Source organism: Herbaspirillum sp. GW822-FHT03A08 (genome assembly GCF_058801885.1).
In genome coordinates this window covers 736,410-754,427 of record NZ_JBXANR010000002.1, presented here as the reverse complement: position 1 = coordinate 754,427, position 18,018 = coordinate 736,410, and the positions used below count along the sequence as shown (strand labels likewise).

Sequence of the window (18,018 nt, the reverse complement as noted above, 5' to 3'; positions counted from 1 at the left end):
GTAATGCTCCACAAACAACCGGACAATGCGTAAGAACCTCCAGCAATCTCATGATAGGAGTGCTGTATGAATCTGACCATTAGTGGCCATCACCTCGATTTGACCCCCGCAATCCGCGAATACGTGCAAAGCAAACTGACGCGTATCAAGCGCCATTTTGATCACGTCATCGACATCAGTGTGATCCTCAGCGTCGACAAGCTGACAGAAAAAGAAAAACGCCAGAAAGCAGAAATCAACGTTCACATTAAGGGTAAGGACTTGCATGCCGAAAGCATTGCACATGACCTGTATGCCGCCATCGACATGCTGATCGACAAACTGGACCGCCAGGTCATCAAGCATAAGGACCGTGTACAGAACCATCACTCGATGGCAAAACGCCTGCCGGAAGAACCAGTGCCAGCAGCAGCCTCGTGATATCCAGCTAGCCGGCGGATTGGACCGGCAACAGAAAAAGGGCGCGTCAGCGCCCTTTCTTGTTTTTATATCATTTACATCTTTCTTCCGTTCCCGCCCCTTCAGCCCCTTCACCCTTGTCTTGCCGACAAGACAAGGACAAATAATTTATATATTTTCTTCTTGTTGTCGAAGTTGCCGGAAAGACAGTTTCCCATTCTGCAACACCATTCCTCCAGAATCAGCAGACCTCAACGCGAAGGCTCGCTTTTTCATATAATGTCGGCATTGAGAACTTTTTGAAGGTGTAGTCATGAGCGAAGTGCAATCCTGGATCAAAGAAACCGTCACCCAAAACCCTGTCGTGCTGTTCATGAAGGGTACTGCGCAATTCCCGCAATGCGGCTTTTCCGGCAAAGCGATCCAACTGCTCAAGGCCAGCGGCGCTGAAAACATCGTCACCGTCAATGTGCTGGAGAGCCCGGACGTGCGCCAGGGCATCAAGGAATATTCGAACTGGCCGACCATCCCGCAACTGTATGTCAACGGCGAGTTCGTCGGCGGTTCCGACATCATGAATGAAATGTACGAAGCCGGCGAACTGCAAACCCTGTTCAAGGGCTAAGCGTCTGTCCTCCGCGACGACTGCCGCACCCAAGGCATCGGAACCACAACGCCTGATCGTCGCCATCACCGGCGCGACCGGCGTTGCCTACGGCGTGCGGCTGCTGCGCGTACTGCGCGATTCCGACATCGAAACCCATTTGCTGGTTTCCGAAGCCGGCGCGCTCAATCTGCATCAGGAGCTCGACATGAGCCGCAAGGACGTCGAAGCGCTGGCCGATGTGGTCCATCCGGTGCGCGACGTCGGCGCATCGATCGCCAGCGGCTCGTTCACCTCGACCGGCATGATCGTTGCGCCCTGTTCGATGAAAACGCTGGCCGCCATTGCCAACGGCTTGTCTGACAATCTCATCTCGCGCGCCGCCGATGTCGTCCTGAAAGAGCGTCGCCGCCTGGTGCTGATGGTGCGCGAAACGCCCTTCAATCTCGCCCATCTGCGCAACATGACCAGCGTCACCGAAATGGGCGGCATCATCTTCCCGCCCTTGCCTGGCTTCTATCACCGCCCGCAGTCGATTGATGAAATGATCGATCATACGCTGGGCCGCGTGCTTGACCTGTTTGCCATTCCGCATGCGCTGACGCCGCGCTGGGCCGGGTTGAAAAAACAGCCGACATAAAAAAACGCTGCCTTGAAAGCAGCGTTTTTATTTTCAGCAAACGACTTCAGAACCTGTCTGGATATGTAGCGAGAGGCCATCAGCCGATGGCGGCCGGAGCGGAGCTCAGTTATGTAATCCTCAAAGTTCAGTACATGAGGATTCCGAGCACCGCCCAAGGGTTGCCAATTCGCGGATCACCGCATCGCAGCCTCTCAGCAAGATCTGACAACTTATCAGCCGCGGCCGATAAACGGCATCTTGGTCGCCATCACCGTCATGAACTGCACGTTGGCATCCAGCGGCAGACTATCCATGTAGAGAATCGCCTTCGCCACATGACCCGCATCCATGGTCGGCTCCACCTGCGTCGAACCGTCGGCTTGCAGTGTGCCCTTTTTCATCAGCTCGGTCATGTCGGTCGACGCATTGCCGATATCGATCTGGCCGCAAGCGATGTCGTAGCGGCGGCCGTCGAGCGAAGTCGACTTGGTCAGTCCGGTAATCGCATGCTTGGTTGCCGTATAAGAGACCGAGAACGGACGCGGCGCGTGGGCCGAGATCGAGCCGTTATTGATGATACGGCCGCCGCGCGGCGATTGTTCTTTCATGATCTTGAACGCTTCCTGCGTGCACAAGAACACACCGGTCAGGTTGATATCGACGGCGGATTTCCACTGCTCGTAACTCAGCTCTTCCAGCGACATCGGTGGCGCAAAGATGCCTGCGTTGTTGAACAGCAGATCGAGACGGCCGAATTTTTCTTTCGTCTTCGCGAACAGATTCTTCACCGAAGCAGGATCACTCACGTCGGCAGACACCACCAGCGCATTGGCGCCAAATTCGCCGGCTGCCTTCGCAGTCTCCTGCAACGGTTCCTGACGGCGTCCGGCCAGCACGACGGCATAGCCTTCGCGCAGCAATGCCAGCGAAATCTGTTTGCCGATGCCGGAACCTGCTCCGGTGACCAAGGCGATTCTCTTCGGTGCTGCCATGTGTTTCGCTCCTTATAGTAGATATAGTAGATTCTGCGTGCTTTCTCTGAGCACAGCTTCTTCATCGTTCTGAAAGACCGCTCATCTTCGTGACGCCACGCAAGACCACGATCGGAAAGCCACGATTTGAAAGTCACAATTTGGAAGTCAATATAGCAGCAGTTTCTTCTATGGCTGATGAGATATTTTCAGGTGATTTCAATCCTCTGCACTTTACCTCCATCACCATCCGGAAATCGCGGACCGTCATTCCACCAAAAAACATGTTGCTGCCCGCCAGATCAAGACTCGGAAAGCGCAATACGCCGCCTCCATTTTCTTGATGTGTGCAAAGATTCGCTTTCAAAATACTGACATTTTTTCTACCGGAATTAACACAATGTATCAGTCGTAAATCCTCTGTAATAAATTGTAATTTCATCTTTTTTCGCACCGGTGGCTCACTATATTGATGAAAGATATAGCCAGTGCTGCACGCAAGCATGAGCCAATTTGCCATCCCGCTCGCCTCCGGAAATACAGGCCCTTGGCATCGAATCGTTCGCTTGTCGCGGTGTCTTTGCGTTGCAGCTCAGGCCGTGAATATCGCCTTTCGCCACAAGCCGAACATTGCCATCCAGATGCCTCCAGCCAGGCTTTGAAAATGGTCTTATCGGGAAACCGATGCTATGACTACCGATACTCTCGACGTTTTATATATTCACAGTCCGATAACCTACTCCATCGGACGCCAACTGCTTGCCGACGGCGAAATCCACAATCCACTGGTCATCTGCGGGCGCAAGACGCCCTACAGCGGCCCGCACCTTGAAGTCGCTGATGACGGCATCTGGAATGCCGAACGCGTCCGGGATTTTCTAAAAACCATGCTGGATGCACTTCCGCGCAAACGGCCGATTCAGCTCAACGTCTATTTACCGCATACGGGCTTTCTGCTTGGAAAACTGCTCAAGATGTCGCCCCTCGTACGCCGCATCTTCTACATCGAAGAAGGCGATACCTCGCATGAGTTGCAGTTGACCCAAGACCGGCAAAATCTGGCAATACCGATTGAGAATTACGCGGCCATGTTCAAACGCGATCACTTGCTGGAAAGGCTCGGCATTACCGATGCCATGATGCGCGGAATCAATGAGATGCAAGCGATCTGGTTCGATGGCAATCACCCCAAGTACGGCGGCGCCTACGGCATTTCTCCGACCTCATTTCCGGCACTTCCCAACGTGCGGCAGATACCGATGCCGCTACATGAGGACGTGCCGGACAGAGAGAGTATCTGGGTCTGCATCTTGCCCAACATCGTCAGTCTCGCGTCCAAATACGATAGCAATCAGGACATGCTGCAAAAGATTCTCTACGCACTGGTCATTGTGTTGCGAGCCCAAAGCGCCCTGGCAGCAAGCATGTCCTGCTCCCTGCTCGTCAAGTTCCATCCCGTTGACGAAGCCAATCTCAGCGAAGAGTTCAAGGGCGAGCTGATGCACGATGCCGGCTCCTACCAGGACTTCTTCCGTGATCGTGGACTGGATCCTGGTTACGAGCCTGCGCTATACGGATTCGGAAAATACATCGTCATCAATATCTCGGCAGCCAGTCGCTATGTCGCCCAGTTCCTTGGGCAGGAGCGACTGGTGAATATTACTCTCGACTAAATCGTCATCCATAAAAAACGCCATCTCTGCTTATGGCAGAAGACGGCGTTTTTTTCGCTGCATGATAAACAGCAAATGCGACAGGGGATTCTTTACTTCAGACCGATGTCGACAACGGCTTGGTCAGATCAATACCAAGTTTCTCCGCCGCAGCCTTCAGCGTTGCCGCGTCGTCACCGAACACTTCCGTCAATGCCGTGTAGGCGATCCAGCGTGCATCGACTTCGAAGAAGTCGCGCAGGTTGGCGCGTGTGTCGCTGCGACCGAAACCATCGGTACCCAGTGTGACGTAACGTCCCGGCACATAGGCGCGAATGCTCTCCGACAAAGTACGCACATAGTCACTGACGGCAATGACCGGCGCCTTGCCGCCTTCCAGCTGTTGCGTGACATAAGGCTGCGTGCGCGCCGCCGGCGTGAGGCGGTTCTGACGTTCGACGGCGATACCGTCGCGCGACAGTTCGGTGAAGCTGGTGACGCTCCAGACTTCTGCGGCGATGCTGAATTGCTCCTGCAGCATGCGTGCAGCAGACAGCGCCTCTTTCAGCATCGGGCCCGCCGCCAACAGGCGAACTTGCGCATCGGCCTTCGCCTCCAGGCAATACATGCCGCGCAAGATGCCATCCTTGATACCTGCATCTTGCGGCATGCTCGGCTGAGCTTCGTTTTCGTTGGTGACGGTGACGTAATAGAAGACGTCTTCGTTGCGTTCCAGCATGCGGCGCATGCCTTCGTCAACGATCACTGCCATTTCATAAGCGTAAGCCGGATCGTAAGACACACAGTTCGGAATGCCTGCAGCGGTCACGTGGCTGCTGCCGTCCTGATGCTGCAAGCCCTCGCCACCCAGCGTCGTGCGGCCCGAGGTAGCCCCGATCAGGAAGCCCCGTGCGCGTTGGTCGGCAGCCGCCCAGATCAGATCGCCGATGCGCTGGAATCCGAACATCGAGTAGTAGATGTAGAACGGCAGCATCGGCAAACCATGCACCGAATAACTTGTCGCCGCGGCCGTCCACGACGAGATCGCGCCGGCTTCGGTAATACCCTCTTCCAGAATCTGCCCATCCTTGGCTTCGCGATAAGACAGGATAGAACCGATGTCTTCCGGTTCGTACAACTGGCCTTGCGACGAATAAATGCCGACCTGGCGGAACAGATTCGCCATGCCGAACGTACGCGCCTCATCGGCTACGATCGGCACCACGTATTTGCCGAAATCCGCATCCTTGAGCATGCTGCTGAGCATGCGCACCAGCGCCATGGTGCTCGACATTTCCTTGCCCTCGGCATCGAGCGCAAACTTGGCGTGCGTTTCAATCGAAGGAACTGTGCGCCTGGCGTCGCCGGCGACACGGCGCGGCATGTGTCCGCCCAATGCGGCGCGGCGAGCCAGCAGATGCTTCATCTCGGCGCTGTCGGCAGCCGGCTTGTAGAACGCCAGGTTCTTGCACTGCTCGTCGCTGATCGGCAGCTTGAAGCGATTGCGGAAAGCGATCAGCACTTCTTCATCCAGCTTCTTTTGCTGGTGCGTAGTCATCTTGCCTTCACCGGCCGCGCCCATGCCGTAGCCCTTCTTGGTCTGCGCCAGAATCACCGTCGGCTGGCCGCGATGGTTGGCGGCGGCGTGGTAGGCCGAGTGGATCTTTTTCATGTCGTGACCGCCGCGGCGCAGGCGATTGATTTCTTCATCAGTCAGCGTCTCGGCGATCTTGCGCGTGCCCGCGGTCTGGCCGAAGAAGTGCTCGCGGTTGAATGCGCCGTCGTTGGCGGCGAAGGTCTGCAACTGGCCGTCGACCGTGCGATTGAGCGCATCGATCAGTTCACCGTCCTTGTCGCGTGCAAACAGGCCATCCCAATCCGAACCCCACAGCAGCTTGATGACGTTCCAGCCGGCGCCGGCAAACAAGGTCTCCAGCTCGTCGACGATATGGCCGTTGCCGCGTACCGGGCCGTCCAGACGCTGCAGATTACAGTTGACGACGAAGATCAGGTTATCAAGCTTCTCGCGCGAGGCCAGGCTCAGCGCCGCCAATGATTCCGGCTCGTCCATCTCGCCGTCGCCGAACACGCCCCAGACTTTGCGATCCTGATCCTGCAGCAAGCCGCGGTGTTCCATGTAACGCAAAAAGCGCGCCTGATAAATCGCATTGATCGGACCGATGCCCATGGAGCCGGTCGGGAACTGCCAGAAATTCGGCATCAGCCAGGGATGCGGATACGACGACAGGCCTTGCTTGCCGTGCTTCTTGGCTTCGATCTCGCGGCGATAAAAACTGAGGTCGTCCTCGCTCAGTGCGCCTTCCAGAAAAGCGCGGGCATAGATGCCGGGCGCCGAGTGCGGCTGGAAGTAAACCAGGTCGCCGGCGAACTGCGCATCGCGCGCGCGGAAGAAATGGTTGAAGCCGACTTCGAACAGATCGGCAGCAGAGGCGTAACTGGCGATGTGGCCGCCCAGCTCGCCGTAGGCGCGGTTGGCGCGCACCACCATCGCCAGCGCATTCCAGCGCATGACGGTGGCCAGATGTTCTTCAATGGCCTGCGCATCCGATCCGCCGGGAAAAGGCGGCTCCTGCTCAGGCCTGATGGTGTTGATATAGGGCGTATTGCGCGCATCGCGCCAGTTGATGCCCCATTGCTGTGCCGCCGCCGAGAGGCGCGACAATAAAAAGCGTGCACGGTCCGGACCGACTTCCTGTAATACGCCTTGCAACGCCTGCAACCACTCCTGGGTTTCCTGGGCGTCGATATCGATGTCTTTGGCGAATCCGCTTGCTGATGACATTTCCACGTTCTGTCTCCTCGATGAATCTGATCAATGTACGCCGATTGAAGCGAAATGAGTCACTGAAATGAATGGCTTGACCTGCAATATTCAGCAGAATATGCTGCACAATATCAATTAACAGAAATTAATTTCACATATGGAACTCGACGCCATTGATTTACGCATCCTGAGCATCCTTCAGGAAAACAGCGCCCTCAGCAATCTGGAACTCGCCTCCAAGATTAACCTGTCGCCGTCGCCGACGCTTGCGCGCGTCAAACGGCTGGAGAATGAAGGCATCATCTCGCGCTATGTGGCGCTCGGCAATCCGCATCTGCTGGGACTGAAGGTCAACGTCTTCGTCAAAGTCAGCCTGGAAAAACAAGAATCGGTCGCGTTGGCGAATTTTGAAGCCGCCGTCAGCGCCTTCGATGAAGTCATGGAGGTCTATCTGATGACCGGCGATGAAGATTATCTGCTGCGCATCGTCGTCGCCGATCTGCAGGCGCTGGAACATTTCATCCTCGACCACCTCACCAAAATCCCCGGCATCAAGAACATCCGTTCCAGCTTCGCGCTCAAACAGGTCAAATACAAGACCGCGCTGCCGATCGGGAACATCTGAATAAAACACAAATAAGACATAAGCAAAAAAGGCGATTCACATTGCTGTGAACCGCCTGTACGTCAATGCTTTCGCATTAACTGATGAGGCCTCGCATGCGCGCACTGCACCTCATCCCCTCACCCCCACTACTCACTACCCCCACAACAAATTCGTTGATGTTTCTGATCGGATCTGATCAGGCTGCATAGCTGAACTCTTCCATTTCCAGTGCTGGTGCGCTGACCGGCTTCGGCAGACGATGCACCTGGGCTGTCGATGTCTTGCCCGCACGTGCGGGGCTGACGGCATTGACGACATTGCTTTCTACAGCGTGCTGATGTTGCTCATCCAGCTTGAAGACTGCGACCACGTCAGCCAGGTTGCCGGCTTGTTGCTGCATCGACGCGGCAGCGGCGGCGGCTTCTTCGACCAGTGCAGCGTTTTGCTGCGTGACCTGATCCATTTGGGCGATCGCCTGATTGATCTGTTCGATGCCGCGAGTCTGTTCGTCGCTGGCCGAGCTGATTTCGCCCATGATGCCGGTGACGCGCTTGACGCTGTCGAGGATCTCGCCCATGGTCGCACCGGCTTCATCCACCAGTGCAGTACCTGCGTCAACCTTCCCAACCGAGTTGCCGATCAGTTCCTTGATTTCCTTTGCAGCCGAAGCCGAACGTTGCGCCAGGCTGCGTACTTCGGAAGCCACCACCGCAAAACCGCGGCCTTGCTCACCGGCACGTGCGGCTTCGACAGCGGCGTTCAATGCCAGGATGTTGGTTTGGAAAGCGATACCGTCGATCACGCCGATGATGTCCACAACCTTCTTCGACGATTCGTTGATCGATGCCATGGTGTCAACCACACGGGAGACCACTGCACCGCCCTTGATGGCGATGTTGGATGCAGTTTCGGCCAGTTGATTTGCTTGCTTGGCGTTCTCGGCGTTTTGCTTGACGGTAGCGGTCAGTTCTTCCATCGCCGAAGCAGTTTCTTGCAGCGAGCCGGCTTGTTGTTCGGTACGGGACGACAGGTCCAGATTGCCCGAGGCGATTTCAGTCGATGCGGCGGCAATCGTATCGGTGCCGTGACGGACATCGCCGACGATGCGCAGCAGATTGCCGTTCATGTCTTTCAGCGCCAGCATCAGCTGACCGAGTTCATCCTTGCTTTGCACCTTGATGTCGCTGGTCAGGTCGCCGGCACTCACGTTCTGAGCGATGGCAACGGCTTCTTTCAGCGGACGGGAAATCGAGCGGGTCAGCATCCAGGCAATCAGCGAACCAAGCACCAGCGAGATCGCAGTGATGGAAAACATGGTCCACTTGGAGACTTCATACGCAGCCTGAGCGCTGGCCAGATTGGCTTTGCTATTGGCGCGCATCATGCTGTTGAATTCAGCGATATGTGCAATGACTTGCTTGAGCAGCGGCATGCAGTCTGCAATCAGCGCTGCTTTAGCGGCGTCAGCCTGCTGCGTCGTCGCCAGCCCCGCGATCTTGTTGGCGATCGGCAAATATTTGGCTTCCAGCGCGCTCAGTTGCGTCAGCATCTGACGTTCCTGGTCGTTGGATTCCGCTGGGTTCTTCATCAGCACATTCAATTCTTCCAGGCCTTGATCGATATCTTTTTGCGCCTTGGTGACCAGTTCGATGTCACCCTTCTGTGCGGCGGGATCAGAAACCAACACCAGGTTGCGTGCTGCAATGGCGCGCAGACCGATGGCAAACTGCACCTTGCTCAACGCCAGCAGCTTGCCTTCATCGACGGAAGTCAAAAATTCGACACGATCATTCAGTTTCGACACCTGGCTCAAACCGAATCCAGCGCCGGCGACGAGCAACGCCAGGATTGCACCAAAACCAAGACTCAGACGTAAGCCGATTTTCCAGTTCTTCATGTTGTTCTCCCTGTGGGGTTGAGTGAGGTAGTTCTTTGGGTACGACTAGTGGGTGAACGAATCTTCTGCCAAATCGATGCACGCGAATATCGGGGTTTTCCTGAGTAGGCAAAGTGACATGGGTTTTCCGCACAACCTGCTCCGTATCCCAGTGTGCACAAGGGTTTCCTGCAGGAACATATCAGGAGAAAAGTAGTGAAAAAATTCTGCGCGGCAATGCGAATGGACAATAAAAAAGCCCACCAGAGAGGTGGGCCTGAAACGACAAGAGATGTCGTAGGGGGGAGTAAATCGTGAGGTGCAGAACCCTGCGTAGCACAGAGCAGGTCCGAGGCTATTTCGCCGGTGCAGTCTCCGTCGCGGCGGACGACAGTGCAGTGGTGCAGATATCCCACAGCGAAACCGGCACACGGCCGATATCGACCGCGAACACCCACGTTGCCGAAATCAGACAAACCCCTGCCAGCAGCAGGAGCAACATCACCTGCAGGTTCGACAGGCTGAATGATGCGCGTGTTTTTTTGGTCATGTTGTGTTGCATGGCAGGGAAACAGGCGTACCGGAAGATTGAATGGAACCTGAAGTATATGAGCTTCGGGCGACAAAGCGAATGTGGCAAATTGTCACAGGCATTGCCGCCACGCATCTGTGTATCTGCTGCAGAGCAAGGGATTTACCGCTCATTTTCACCGTTCGCCCTGGTAGGTCGGCATGTTAGAGTCGCAACAAAGGTAGGCAACAGAATAAATATAGTGAGCCGGACACATGGATCGGCCGAAACCTCTTTCTTCCGAGTACAGGCAATGCGTCCCACAACAACCGTACTGACCCCGGCAAAAACCGCATCGGTCGCCGCTACGGCGATCAGCTTCCTGATCGTCGTATGTATTTCCATCACCGGCGTCATTGGCTGGACCATCTGGGAAGAGCGCGCCGACCAGCTCCATGAATCGGAGATCACCTCAGACAACATGTCGCGCTCACTGGCCCGGCATGCGGACGACACCTTCAAGGCAGCAGACACTTCCCTGCTCGGCCTGACCGAGCGCATTCTGATTGACGGCACCGCACCGGCGGCGCTGGACCGGCTGCATAGATTGCTGTTGTTGCGCGTCAAGGAATTGCCCCAGCTCCAGGGACTCGCCATTTTCAACAAGGACGGCGTACGCATCGTCAATTCGCTGCCGAACAAGGACGAGTACAGTTCCAGCGCAGACCGGGAATACTTTCTCTTTCACAAGACCAACAGCAATCCCGGTCCTCATATCGGCGTTCCTTTCCAGGCGCGCTCTTCCGGTGACTGGGTGATTCCGCTGTCGCGCCGCCTTGACAGCGCCGACGGCCAGTTTGCCGGCGCCGTTGTCGCCACCATCAGCATCAAGTATTTCACCGACTTTTACCGCACCTTTGACATCGGCGAAGACGGCGCCATCGCGCTGATTCTGGGCAACGGCACCCAGATCGCGCGCCAGCCCTTGCTGGCGGATTCGCTCGGCAAGGATTTGTCCAGGGGACCTCTATACGCTTTGTACAAGCGCGGCAACGGCCACGGCTCCGCAATGATCCGATCCATGCAGGATGGCGTCGAACGGCTCAACGGCTATCGCCAGCTGACCTACTACCCGATCTTCGTCACCACCGCGCTGTCGAAGGCGGAAATTCTGGAAAGCTGGCATCGGCTTGCCATCGTCAGGGCAATGATTGCGCTGGTGATCGTCGGCATCATTGCCATTCTCGGCATGCGCCTGGTGAGGCAAATCAATATGCGCATCCACGCCGAGGAAGAAGCCAGAAAAGCGCGCGACGCCCTGCAAGGGCTGAACGCCACCCTGGAAAAGCTGGCGCAGCAAGACGGTCTGACCGGCCTGGCAAACCGCCGCAAATTCGATCAGGCGATCGACCATGCGCTGTCGAACGCCAAACGGTCGGCCTCACCATTGGCAATGATTCTGATCGATGTTGACTATTTCAAAAAATTCAACGATCTCTACGGCCATGTCGCCGGCGATGAATGCCTACGGCAAGTCGCCGCCGTCATCAAAGCCAGCGAGAAGCGCGGCAGCGATCTGGCTGCGCGCTACGGCGGCGAAGAGTTCGCCGTGCTGCTGCCCGACACCAATCTCGACGGCGCACTGGTCGTGGCGGAATCGATCCGCAAGGCGCTGCATGCGCTGAAGATCGAACACGCGGGCAACACCACCGGCATCGTCACCGTCAGCGCCGGCATCGACGTACTCACCTCGATCACGGAAAAAGATTCCGCCGCCAGCTTCGTCAGCGCGGCGGATGCGGCGCTCTACAGCGCCAAGGCGTCCGGACGCGATCGCATTCAGGTGCATCAGACCGCACCGGCAGCCGGCTGAACTCACCAATTTTCAATCATCGGATTTTCACACCGACACGACATGCACTATCAGATCAAGGACGAAGTCCCCTCGGTCAGCGATTACGTCAACATCCGGCTGGCAGCAGGCCTGAGCCGCAAATCGCCCGAAGCCGCCACCATCGGTCTGAAGAACGGCTTGTTCAGCGTGATGGTCTATGCCGACACCACGCCCGTTGGAATCGGGCGCGTCATCGGCGATGGCGGCTGTTTCTTTGAAATCGTCGATATTGCCGTCCTTCCCGAACATCAGAAAAAAGGACTCGGCCATCTCATCATGCAGCGCCTCATGCAATACATCCATACAACGGCGCTGCCCACGGCCTATGTCAGCCTGATGGCCGATCACGGCACGCCGGAATTTTACAAACGCTATGGATTCGAAGCGTCGCTGCCGCCGGCGAAATCGGGAATGTCGCTGCGAATCAGCTAGGCCGGCAGCGGCGCATGTCCTACGGCGATACCCCACCCTGCAGCCGGCCGCCGGGCCGCATGCGCTGCAACTGCTCCAGCAATTCCTCCCGCACCACGCTGGTGATGTGACTGCGCCGGCCGCTTTCCAGAATGCCGAGCCGGCGCGCGACCGGCCTGCCCGGCAGATGCAGCACGCACAGGCTGGGGTCGCTTTCCCAGTCGAAGTTCTTCAGCAGCGGCACCATGGTGAAACCGACGTTCTTGCGCACCAGCTCGACGATGGACAAGATTGAGTTCAGCTCCAGAAAATCCTGCGGCACCAGATGCATCCCGCGCATGATCTTGTCGATATGCGCGCCGGTCGGCGTGCGGCGGTCGAAACGGATGAAGGGATAGCCGGCAAACAAGCTGCTGATCGTCGAGTCCGCGCTGGCGATACTGGAGTTGGCGATCACGGTGAGCGTCTCGACATAGCACTGCGTCCACAGTAAGCCGGGCTTTTCCGGCCACTGGCGCTCCACCACCAGCGCCGCATCGAGTTCGCCGCTGATGACGTCTTCCATCAGTTTGGATTGATCCTGCACGCGCAGCTCGACCTCCAGGCTCGGGTGCAGGAATTTGAGTTCAGCCAGAGTCGTCGACAGCAAACCCATACCGGTAATCAGCGAACCCAGCTTGAGATTGCCGGCGATCGGCTCCTGATTCTGCAGGTCGCGGCGCAAGGCCTCGTATTGCGCCAGCAGATCCACGGCGCGCGGCAGCAGCAAATGCCCGGCCGGCGCCAGCACCATGCTGCGCCCGGTCTTGTCGAACAGCGTGGTTTTCAGCTCCGCTTCCAGCGCGCGCATCTGCTGGCCGACGGCGGCCTGCGTCAGCGAGACCTGATCGGCCGCGGCGGCAAAGGATCCGCCATGGGCGGCAGCGACGAAGGTGCGGAGAAAACGTATGGTGCTCATGGGCGGATGGCGAGCGCGCGAGGGAAATCGGGGAATATAAATAATAAAGAAATTCTTTATCTATGCTAAACGATTTCTACATTTTTATTTTCTTTTGTTTGTCACATAATCGAAACATAAGTTGACCATTTGCCGGCAAACCGCCCTACAAACCAGGCCATGACTGCTTCGATGCCCTCCGTTCCGATTCCCTGTATGCCGTCCGCTTATCCGCAAATTGCGGACAATGCGGACTGCATCATCGCCGACGCCGTTGCAAGCTGTAGCGCGCACCCCTCCCGTTTGTATTCATCAAGGATTTCCCATGTCTGACACCGTGACGGCGACCGCCGCCGAATTCGACCTGCGCGCCCGCGCCATTTACGATCTGGGCAACAGCACCATCTACGCCTCGCGCAGCGACCCGCGCTTCTCCTATTGCACTTACGTGCCGCCGCACATCGGCAGCGCCGGTTCGCGCCCGATGCAACTGGTGGTGGTGATGCACGGCACCGGCCGCGCCTTTACCGAATACCGCGACGCCTTTGCCGAATTCGCCAAATGGAACGACTGCATCGTGCTGTGCCCGCTGTTCCCGGCCGGCCCGAAAGGCGACGGCAACCGCGACGGCTTCAAGCAATTGCGCGAAGGCGACATCCATTACGACGAAGTCCTGCTGGATATGGTCGATGAAGTGGCGACCAAGTTTGGCTGCGACTTTTCCAAATTCGCCCTGTTCGGTTATTCCGGCGGCGGCCAGTTCGTCAATCGCTTCGGCTATCTGCATCCGGAACGTCTATGGGCGCTGTCGGTCGGCGCGCCGGGCTCGGTCACGCTGCTCGACTTCAACCAGGACTGGTGGGTCGGCGTGCGCGACTTTGCGACGCGCTTCGGCAAACCGCTCAACCTGGATGCGCTGAAGGCACTGCCGGTGCACATGATCGTCGGCAAGGCCGATATTGAAACCTGGGAAATCACACACAAGGAAGGCGGCAAGTTTTTCATGCCCGGCGCCAATGACGCCGGCAAAAACCGCCCCGAGCGGCTGGAGAGCCTGCGCAAGTCGTTTGAAGCGGCCGGCGTGAAGGTCAGGCTCGATGTGCTCGACAACGTGCCGCACAACGGCATGGCCTGCGTCGGCCAGGTGCAGGATTTCTTTGCTGCGACGCTACGCACTTTGCGCAGCGCGTCGGCGGCAAGCTAGACTAGCTCACTTATTTTTCCGCGCGGAGAACACTACGCATGTTTCGTTTCACGCTCAACCGACTGGCCATGGCGCTGCCGACCCTGTTCATCGTCGCGGTCGCGGTCTTTGTGCTGATCCGGCTGATCCCCGGCGACCCGGCTCAGCTGCTGCTGGGCGACCTCGCCGATCCGGCGCGCCTGCTGGAGCTGCGCGCGCACCTGGGGCTCGACAAGAGCTGGCTGGTGCAATTCGGCGTGTGGGGCGGCCACGCTCTGCGCGGCGATCTCGGCGTATCGATCACGACCGGCGAGCCGGTGTTGCAACTGGTGCTGAGCCGCTTCATGGTGAGCGCACAGATCGTGGTGGTGGCGGTGATCCTGGCGGTGGTGGTGGCGGTTCCCGCCGGCATGATCGCGGCCTGGAAACAGAACCGACTGCCCGACCTCGCACTGGTCGGCGCCGCTACCTTGCTGGTGTCCTTGCCGACGTTCTGGCTGGGCCTGCTGCTGTTACTGTTCTTCGGACTGAAGCTGGACTGGCTGCCGGTGGTGGGTTACGTCTCCGTGATGAACGACTGGAAGACCGGCCTGCTGTATCTGGTGATGCCGATCATGACCTTGTTCCTGCATGAAATCGGTGTGCTCATCCGCATGGCGCGCGCCAGCACGCTGGAAGTGCTGCGGCTTGATTACATCACCCACGCGCGCGCCAAGGGCTTGTCGGAACGCGCAGTGATGATGCGCCACGCCTTCCGCAATTCCTTCGGTCCGACCTGGACATTGATCGGCCTGGTGCTGGGCAATCTGCTCGGCGGCGTGGCCGTAGTGGAAACCGTGTTCACCGTACCCGGCCTCGGCCGCCTGCTGGTGGATGCGATCTTTGCGCGCGACTATCCGGTGATCCAGGGCTGTCTGCTGTTCGTGGCGGTGATCTATGTATTGACCAATCTGGTCGTCGATCTCTGCTATCCACTCTTCGATCCACGGGTGCTGGCCGAATGAAAAAATTCCGTACTCCGCAAGCGCTGATCGGCCTGCTGGTCATTGCTTTCATTCTCGGGTCTGCGTTGCTGGCGCTGGTGTGGACGCCGCACGATCCGCTCAAGATCAGTTTCTCCGCGCGCTTCCAGCCACCCGGCGCAGCATGGCTACTGGGCACCGACGAATTCGGCCGCGACGAACTGTCGCGTCTGATGGCCGGCGCCTCCAACAGCGTGTGGATCAGCTTCCTGACGGTGCTGTTCGCCATCGTGGTCGGCACCGCCATCGGCGTCGTCACCGGCTTCGTGCGCGGCTGGGTGGATCGCATCGTGATGGCCTTCATCAACGCCCTGCTGGCTTTCCCCGGCCTGCTGCTGGCACTGGCTTTGCTGGCGGTATTCGGCGCAAATCAATACGGCATCATCCTCGCGCTCGGCCTGGCCTACACGCCGTCGGTCACGCGCATCGTGCGCGGCACGGTGCTGTCGCTGCGCGAAAAAGAGTTCATCGAATCTTCGCGCGTGCTGGGCAACTCCGAGCTGTACACCATGGTGCGCCATATCCTGCCTAACTGTATTGCGCCGCTGACCGTGCTGGCGACGTCGATGTTCGGCTGGGTGATCCTGGCCGAGAGCGCCTTGTCCTTCCTCGGTCTGGGGGTACCGCCGCCGGCGCCGACCTGGGGCAACATGCTGGCCTCGGCGCGGCCTTACATGGAGCAGGCGACTTACCTGTCGATCTTCCCCGGTCTGTGCATCGCACTCACGCTGCTGGGCATCAATTTCCTCGGCGACGCCGTGCGCGATCTGCTCGATCCCCGCATGAAAGGTCTGGAATGAACATGGCTTCCTCACCTGTCGGCAGCAAACTCGTTGAGGTCTCCGGCCTGACGCTGGCCATTGGCGCCAAAGGACGGCAGATCGTGCGCGACGTCTCGTTCTCGGTTTCTCCTGGCGAATTCGTCGGTCTGGTCGGCGAATCCGGCAGCGGCAAGACGCAGGCCGCGCGCGCCATCATGGGGCTCACGCCCTTGCCCATGATACGTACGGCAGGCAGCATCGTGTTCGAAGCAGAAGATATCGCCCAGGCCGGTGAAAAGCGTCTGCGCTCATTGCGCGGCGCGCGCATCGGCATGGTGTTTCAGGAGCCGATGACGTCGCTCAATCCATCCTCGACCATCGGCTCGCAACTTGATGAAGGCCTCGCACTGCACCAGCCGCAACTGACCAAAGCCATGCGCCGCGAACTGGCGCTGGACATGCTGGCCCGCGTCGGCATCGCCGATCCCAAGGCAGCGCTGTCGGCATGGCCGCATGAGTTCTCCGGCGGCATGCGCCAGCGCATGATGCTGGCTTCGGTCATGCTGCTGGAACCGGCTCTGCTGATCGCCGACGAACCCACTACCGCGCTCGACGCCGTCGTGCAGCGCGACGTGCTGGAACTGATGGTCAACCTGACCCGCGAACGCAATACCGCGGTGCTGCTGATCAGCCACGACCTGCCGATGGTCGCGCGCTATACCGAACGCGTGATCGTGATGAAGCAAGGCGAAGTGGTCGAATCGGGCAACACCGCCGCGATGCTGGCAGCGCCGGCGCAGGACTACACACGCAAGCTGCTGGAAGCGATCCCGCGCCGCCAGCCGGCGCGCACCTTGCCGGCGGCCGAGCCGGTGGTTGAAGTGCGCAATCTGGTCGTGGAATACGGCGGTCATCAGCGCCTGTTTTCAAAGACTGCATCCAAGCGCGTTTTGCACGGCATCGATCTGGCCATCCGGCCCAGGGAAATCGTCGCCGTGGTCGGCGGCTCGGGCTCCGGCAAGACCACGCTGGGCCGCACCATCGCCGGCCTGATCAAACCGGCCGAAGGCGATATCCTGTTCAAGGGCCACGCCATCCATCGCAGCGATCCGGGCTGGCGCGACTACCGCCTCAATTGCCAGATGGTGTTTCAGGATCCCTACTCCTCGCTCAATCCGCGCATGACGATTGCGCAACTGGTCGGCGAAGGCCTGCGCCAGGTAGACGGCATGTCGAACGCCGACAAACAGGCGCGCGTGGCGAAGATGCTGCAGGAAGTCGGTCTCGACGGCAAATACGGCGACCGCCATCCGCATGAACTCTCGGGCGGTCAGCGCCAGCGCGTGGCGATTGCGCGCGCATTGGTGCGCCATCCCTCGTTCGTGATCGCCGATGAACCGGTGTCGGCGCTGGACGTGACCGTGCGCGCACAGGTGCTGGAACTGTTCGCCGAACTGCAGGACCGCCATGGCTTCTCCTGTCTGTTCATCAGCCATGACCTCGGCGTGGTCGAACAGGTCGCCGACCGCGTGCTGGTGATGCAGAGCGGCCGCATCATCGAACAAGGCAGCCGCGACGCCGTCTTCGATCAACCGCAGCATGCCTACACGCGTACACTATTGTCGGCCATCCCGGCGCTGATCCCGACGCCCGGCGGCGGCATGCAGCTCAAGTGGCGCTTCGACGAGCCGGCCGCCTCTGAAAAATCCGAAGTACCCGCCGCCGCACCGGTCATTGTTTAGTAGCATTGCATTTGCATACATTCACGCACAGCCATCAAGGA

The 18,018-nt window shown here is 58.4% G+C and carries 17 protein-coding genes; 11 read left to right on the top strand and 6 right to left on the bottom strand.

The features are described from left to right. Window positions 1-66: 66 nt before the first annotated feature. From hpf to AC1RN6_RS08545, 3 genes are all read left to right on the top strand, one after another. Entirely contained in the window at window positions 67-420 is a 354-nt protein-coding gene (gene hpf, locus AC1RN6_RS08555; protein ID WP_050476519.1) for a ribosome hibernation-promoting factor, HPF/YfiA family, read from the top strand. Between the two features lie 292 nt (window positions 421-712). Further along, window positions 713-1,024: a Grx4 family monothiol glutaredoxin gene (gene grxD / locus AC1RN6_RS08550; RefSeq protein WP_094562588.1), complete on the top strand. Its 312-nt coding sequence runs from the start codon at window positions 713-715 to the stop codon at window positions 1,022-1,024. Next, window positions 978-1,643, top strand: coding sequence for a UbiX family flavin prenyltransferase (locus tag AC1RN6_RS08545; RefSeq protein ID WP_493004550.1), 666 nt, complete (start codon window positions 978-980; stop codon window positions 1,641-1,643). The genes grxD and AC1RN6_RS08545 overlap by 47 nt, the downstream gene beginning before the upstream one ends. 215 nt (window positions 1,644-1,858) lie before the next feature. On the opposite strand, the gene AC1RN6_RS08540 is transcribed toward AC1RN6_RS08545, so the two are convergent. Next, window positions 1,859-2,617, bottom strand: a complete 759-nt coding sequence (locus tag AC1RN6_RS08540; RefSeq protein ID WP_493004548.1) for an SDR family oxidoreductase — start codon at window positions 2,615-2,617, stop codon at window positions 1,859-1,861. Window positions 2,618-2,750: 133 nt separating this feature from the next. Then, window positions 2,751-3,116: a hypothetical protein gene (locus AC1RN6_RS08535; protein WP_493004546.1), complete on the bottom strand. Its 366-nt coding sequence runs from the start codon at window positions 3,114-3,116 to the stop codon at window positions 2,751-2,753. A 169-nt stretch (window positions 3,117-3,285) separates the two neighbouring features. Here AC1RN6_RS08535 and AC1RN6_RS08530 point away from each other — a divergent pair, with 169 nt between their 5' ends. Then, entirely contained in the window at window positions 3,286-4,269 is a 984-nt protein-coding gene (locus AC1RN6_RS08530; protein ID WP_493004544.1) for a hypothetical protein, read from the top strand. A gap of 97 nt (window positions 4,270-4,366) precedes the next feature. On the opposite strand, the gene mdeB is transcribed toward AC1RN6_RS08530, so the two are convergent. Continuing rightward, the gene (mdeB, locus tag AC1RN6_RS08525; RefSeq protein ID WP_493004542.1) at window positions 4,367-7,051 is read right to left on the bottom strand and encodes an alpha-ketoglutarate dehydrogenase; all 2,685 of its coding nucleotides are present in this window, start codon (window positions 7,049-7,051) and stop codon (window positions 4,367-4,369) included. Window positions 7,052-7,190: 139 nt separating this feature from the next. On the opposite strand from mdeB, the gene AC1RN6_RS08520 reads away from it, so the two are divergent. Continuing rightward, on the top strand, window positions 7,191-7,658 hold the full coding sequence (locus tag AC1RN6_RS08520) for an Lrp/AsnC family transcriptional regulator (RefSeq protein WP_493004540.1): 468 nt from the start codon (window positions 7,191-7,193) through the stop codon (window positions 7,656-7,658). 178 nt (window positions 7,659-7,836) lie between these two features. Here AC1RN6_RS08520 and AC1RN6_RS08515 read toward each other — a convergent pair whose 3' ends face one another. Next, a complete protein-coding gene (locus AC1RN6_RS08515; RefSeq protein ID WP_493004538.1) occupies window positions 7,837-9,537 on the bottom strand; it encodes a methyl-accepting chemotaxis protein in 1,701 nt (566 codons plus the stop codon). A gap of 334 nt (window positions 9,538-9,871) precedes the next feature. Then, window positions 9,872-10,066, bottom strand: a complete 195-nt coding sequence (locus AC1RN6_RS08510; RefSeq protein WP_493004536.1) for a hypothetical protein — start codon at window positions 10,064-10,066, stop codon at window positions 9,872-9,874. A 274-nt stretch (window positions 10,067-10,340) separates the two neighbouring features. Between AC1RN6_RS08510 and AC1RN6_RS08505 the strand changes: the two genes are divergently transcribed. Further along, complete coding sequence (locus AC1RN6_RS08505; RefSeq protein WP_493004535.1) at window positions 10,341-11,900, top strand: sensor domain-containing diguanylate cyclase; 1,560 nt, start codon at window positions 10,341-10,343, stop codon at window positions 11,898-11,900. Between the two features lie 42 nt (window positions 11,901-11,942). After that, a complete protein-coding gene (locus AC1RN6_RS08500) occupies window positions 11,943-12,353 on the top strand; it encodes a GNAT family N-acetyltransferase (protein WP_493004533.1) in 411 nt (136 codons plus the stop codon). 19 nt (window positions 12,354-12,372) lie between these two features. On the opposite strand, the gene AC1RN6_RS08495 is transcribed toward AC1RN6_RS08500, so the two are convergent. Then, window positions 12,373-13,290, bottom strand: coding sequence for a LysR family transcriptional regulator (locus AC1RN6_RS08495; RefSeq protein ID WP_493004531.1), 918 nt, complete (start codon window positions 13,288-13,290; stop codon window positions 12,373-12,375). A 304-nt stretch (window positions 13,291-13,594) separates the two neighbouring features. Here AC1RN6_RS08495 and AC1RN6_RS08490 point away from each other — a divergent pair, with 304 nt between their 5' ends. From AC1RN6_RS08490 to AC1RN6_RS08475, 4 genes are read left to right on the top strand one after another with little or no spacing between them, the layout of a single operon-like run. Beyond that, window positions 13,595-14,473: an alpha/beta hydrolase gene (locus AC1RN6_RS08490; RefSeq protein WP_493004529.1), complete on the top strand. Its 879-nt coding sequence runs from the start codon at window positions 13,595-13,597 to the stop codon at window positions 14,471-14,473. A 38-nt stretch (window positions 14,474-14,511) separates the two neighbouring features. After that, window positions 14,512-15,456: an ABC transporter permease gene (locus AC1RN6_RS08485; protein ID WP_493004528.1), complete on the top strand. Its 945-nt coding sequence runs from the start codon at window positions 14,512-14,514 to the stop codon at window positions 15,454-15,456. Next, window positions 15,453-16,274 carry an ABC transporter permease gene (locus tag AC1RN6_RS08480; RefSeq protein WP_493004527.1) on the top strand — a complete coding sequence of 274 codons (822 nt, stop codon included), beginning with the start codon at window positions 15,453-15,455 and terminating at the stop codon, window positions 16,272-16,274. Before AC1RN6_RS08485 ends, AC1RN6_RS08480 begins: the two co-directional genes overlap by 4 nt. 2 nt (window positions 16,275-16,276) lie before the next feature. Further along, on the top strand, window positions 16,277-17,977 hold the full coding sequence (locus tag AC1RN6_RS08475; RefSeq protein ID WP_493004525.1) for an ABC transporter ATP-binding protein: 1,701 nt from the start codon (window positions 16,277-16,279) through the stop codon (window positions 17,975-17,977). Window positions 17,978-18,018 lie beyond the last annotated feature (41 nt).

What these genes read in the sequence shown, in the direction of transcription:
- hpf (WP_050476519.1), top strand. Translation starts at nt 67, where the DNA reads ATGAATCTGACCATTAGTGGCCATCACCTCGATTTGACCCCCGCAATC.
- grxD (WP_094562588.1), top strand. Translation starts at nt 713, where the DNA reads ATGAGCGAAGTGCAATCCTGGATCAAAGAAACCGTCACCCAAAACCCT.
- AC1RN6_RS08545 (WP_493004550.1), top strand. Translation starts at nt 978, where the DNA reads ATGAAATGTACGAAGCCGGCGAACTGCAAACCCTGTTCAAGGGCTAAG.
- AC1RN6_RS08540 (WP_493004548.1), bottom strand. Translation starts at nt 2,617, where the DNA reads ATGGCAGCACCGAAGAGAATCGCCTTGGTCACCGGAGCAGGTTCCGGC.
- AC1RN6_RS08535 (WP_493004546.1), bottom strand. Translation starts at nt 3,116, where the DNA reads ATGGCAAATTGGCTCATGCTTGCGTGCAGCACTGGCTATATCTTTCAT.
- AC1RN6_RS08530 (WP_493004544.1), top strand. Translation starts at nt 3,286, where the DNA reads ATGACTACCGATACTCTCGACGTTTTATATATTCACAGTCCGATAACC.
- mdeB (WP_493004542.1), bottom strand. Translation starts at nt 7,051, where the DNA reads ATGTCATCAGCAAGCGGATTCGCCAAAGACATCGATATCGACGCCCAG.
- AC1RN6_RS08520 (WP_493004540.1), top strand. Translation starts at nt 7,191, where the DNA reads ATGGAACTCGACGCCATTGATTTACGCATCCTGAGCATCCTTCAGGAA.
- AC1RN6_RS08515 (WP_493004538.1), bottom strand. Translation starts at nt 9,537, where the DNA reads ATGAAGAACTGGAAAATCGGCTTACGTCTGAGTCTTGGTTTTGGTGCA.
- AC1RN6_RS08510 (WP_493004536.1), bottom strand. Translation starts at nt 10,066, where the DNA reads ATGACCAAAAAAACACGCGCATCATTCAGCCTGTCGAACCTGCAGGTG.
- AC1RN6_RS08505 (WP_493004535.1), top strand. Translation starts at nt 10,341, where the DNA reads ATGCGTCCCACAACAACCGTACTGACCCCGGCAAAAACCGCATCGGTC.
- AC1RN6_RS08500 (WP_493004533.1), top strand. Translation starts at nt 11,943, where the DNA reads ATGCACTATCAGATCAAGGACGAAGTCCCCTCGGTCAGCGATTACGTC.
- AC1RN6_RS08495 (WP_493004531.1), bottom strand. Translation starts at nt 13,290, where the DNA reads ATGAGCACCATACGTTTTCTCCGCACCTTCGTCGCTGCCGCCCATGGC.
- AC1RN6_RS08490 (WP_493004529.1), top strand. Translation starts at nt 13,595, where the DNA reads ATGTCTGACACCGTGACGGCGACCGCCGCCGAATTCGACCTGCGCGCC.
- AC1RN6_RS08485 (WP_493004528.1), top strand. Translation starts at nt 14,512, where the DNA reads ATGTTTCGTTTCACGCTCAACCGACTGGCCATGGCGCTGCCGACCCTG.
- AC1RN6_RS08480 (WP_493004527.1), top strand. Translation starts at nt 15,453, where the DNA reads ATGAAAAAATTCCGTACTCCGCAAGCGCTGATCGGCCTGCTGGTCATT.
- AC1RN6_RS08475 (WP_493004525.1), top strand. Translation starts at nt 16,277, where the DNA reads ATGGCTTCCTCACCTGTCGGCAGCAAACTCGTTGAGGTCTCCGGCCTG.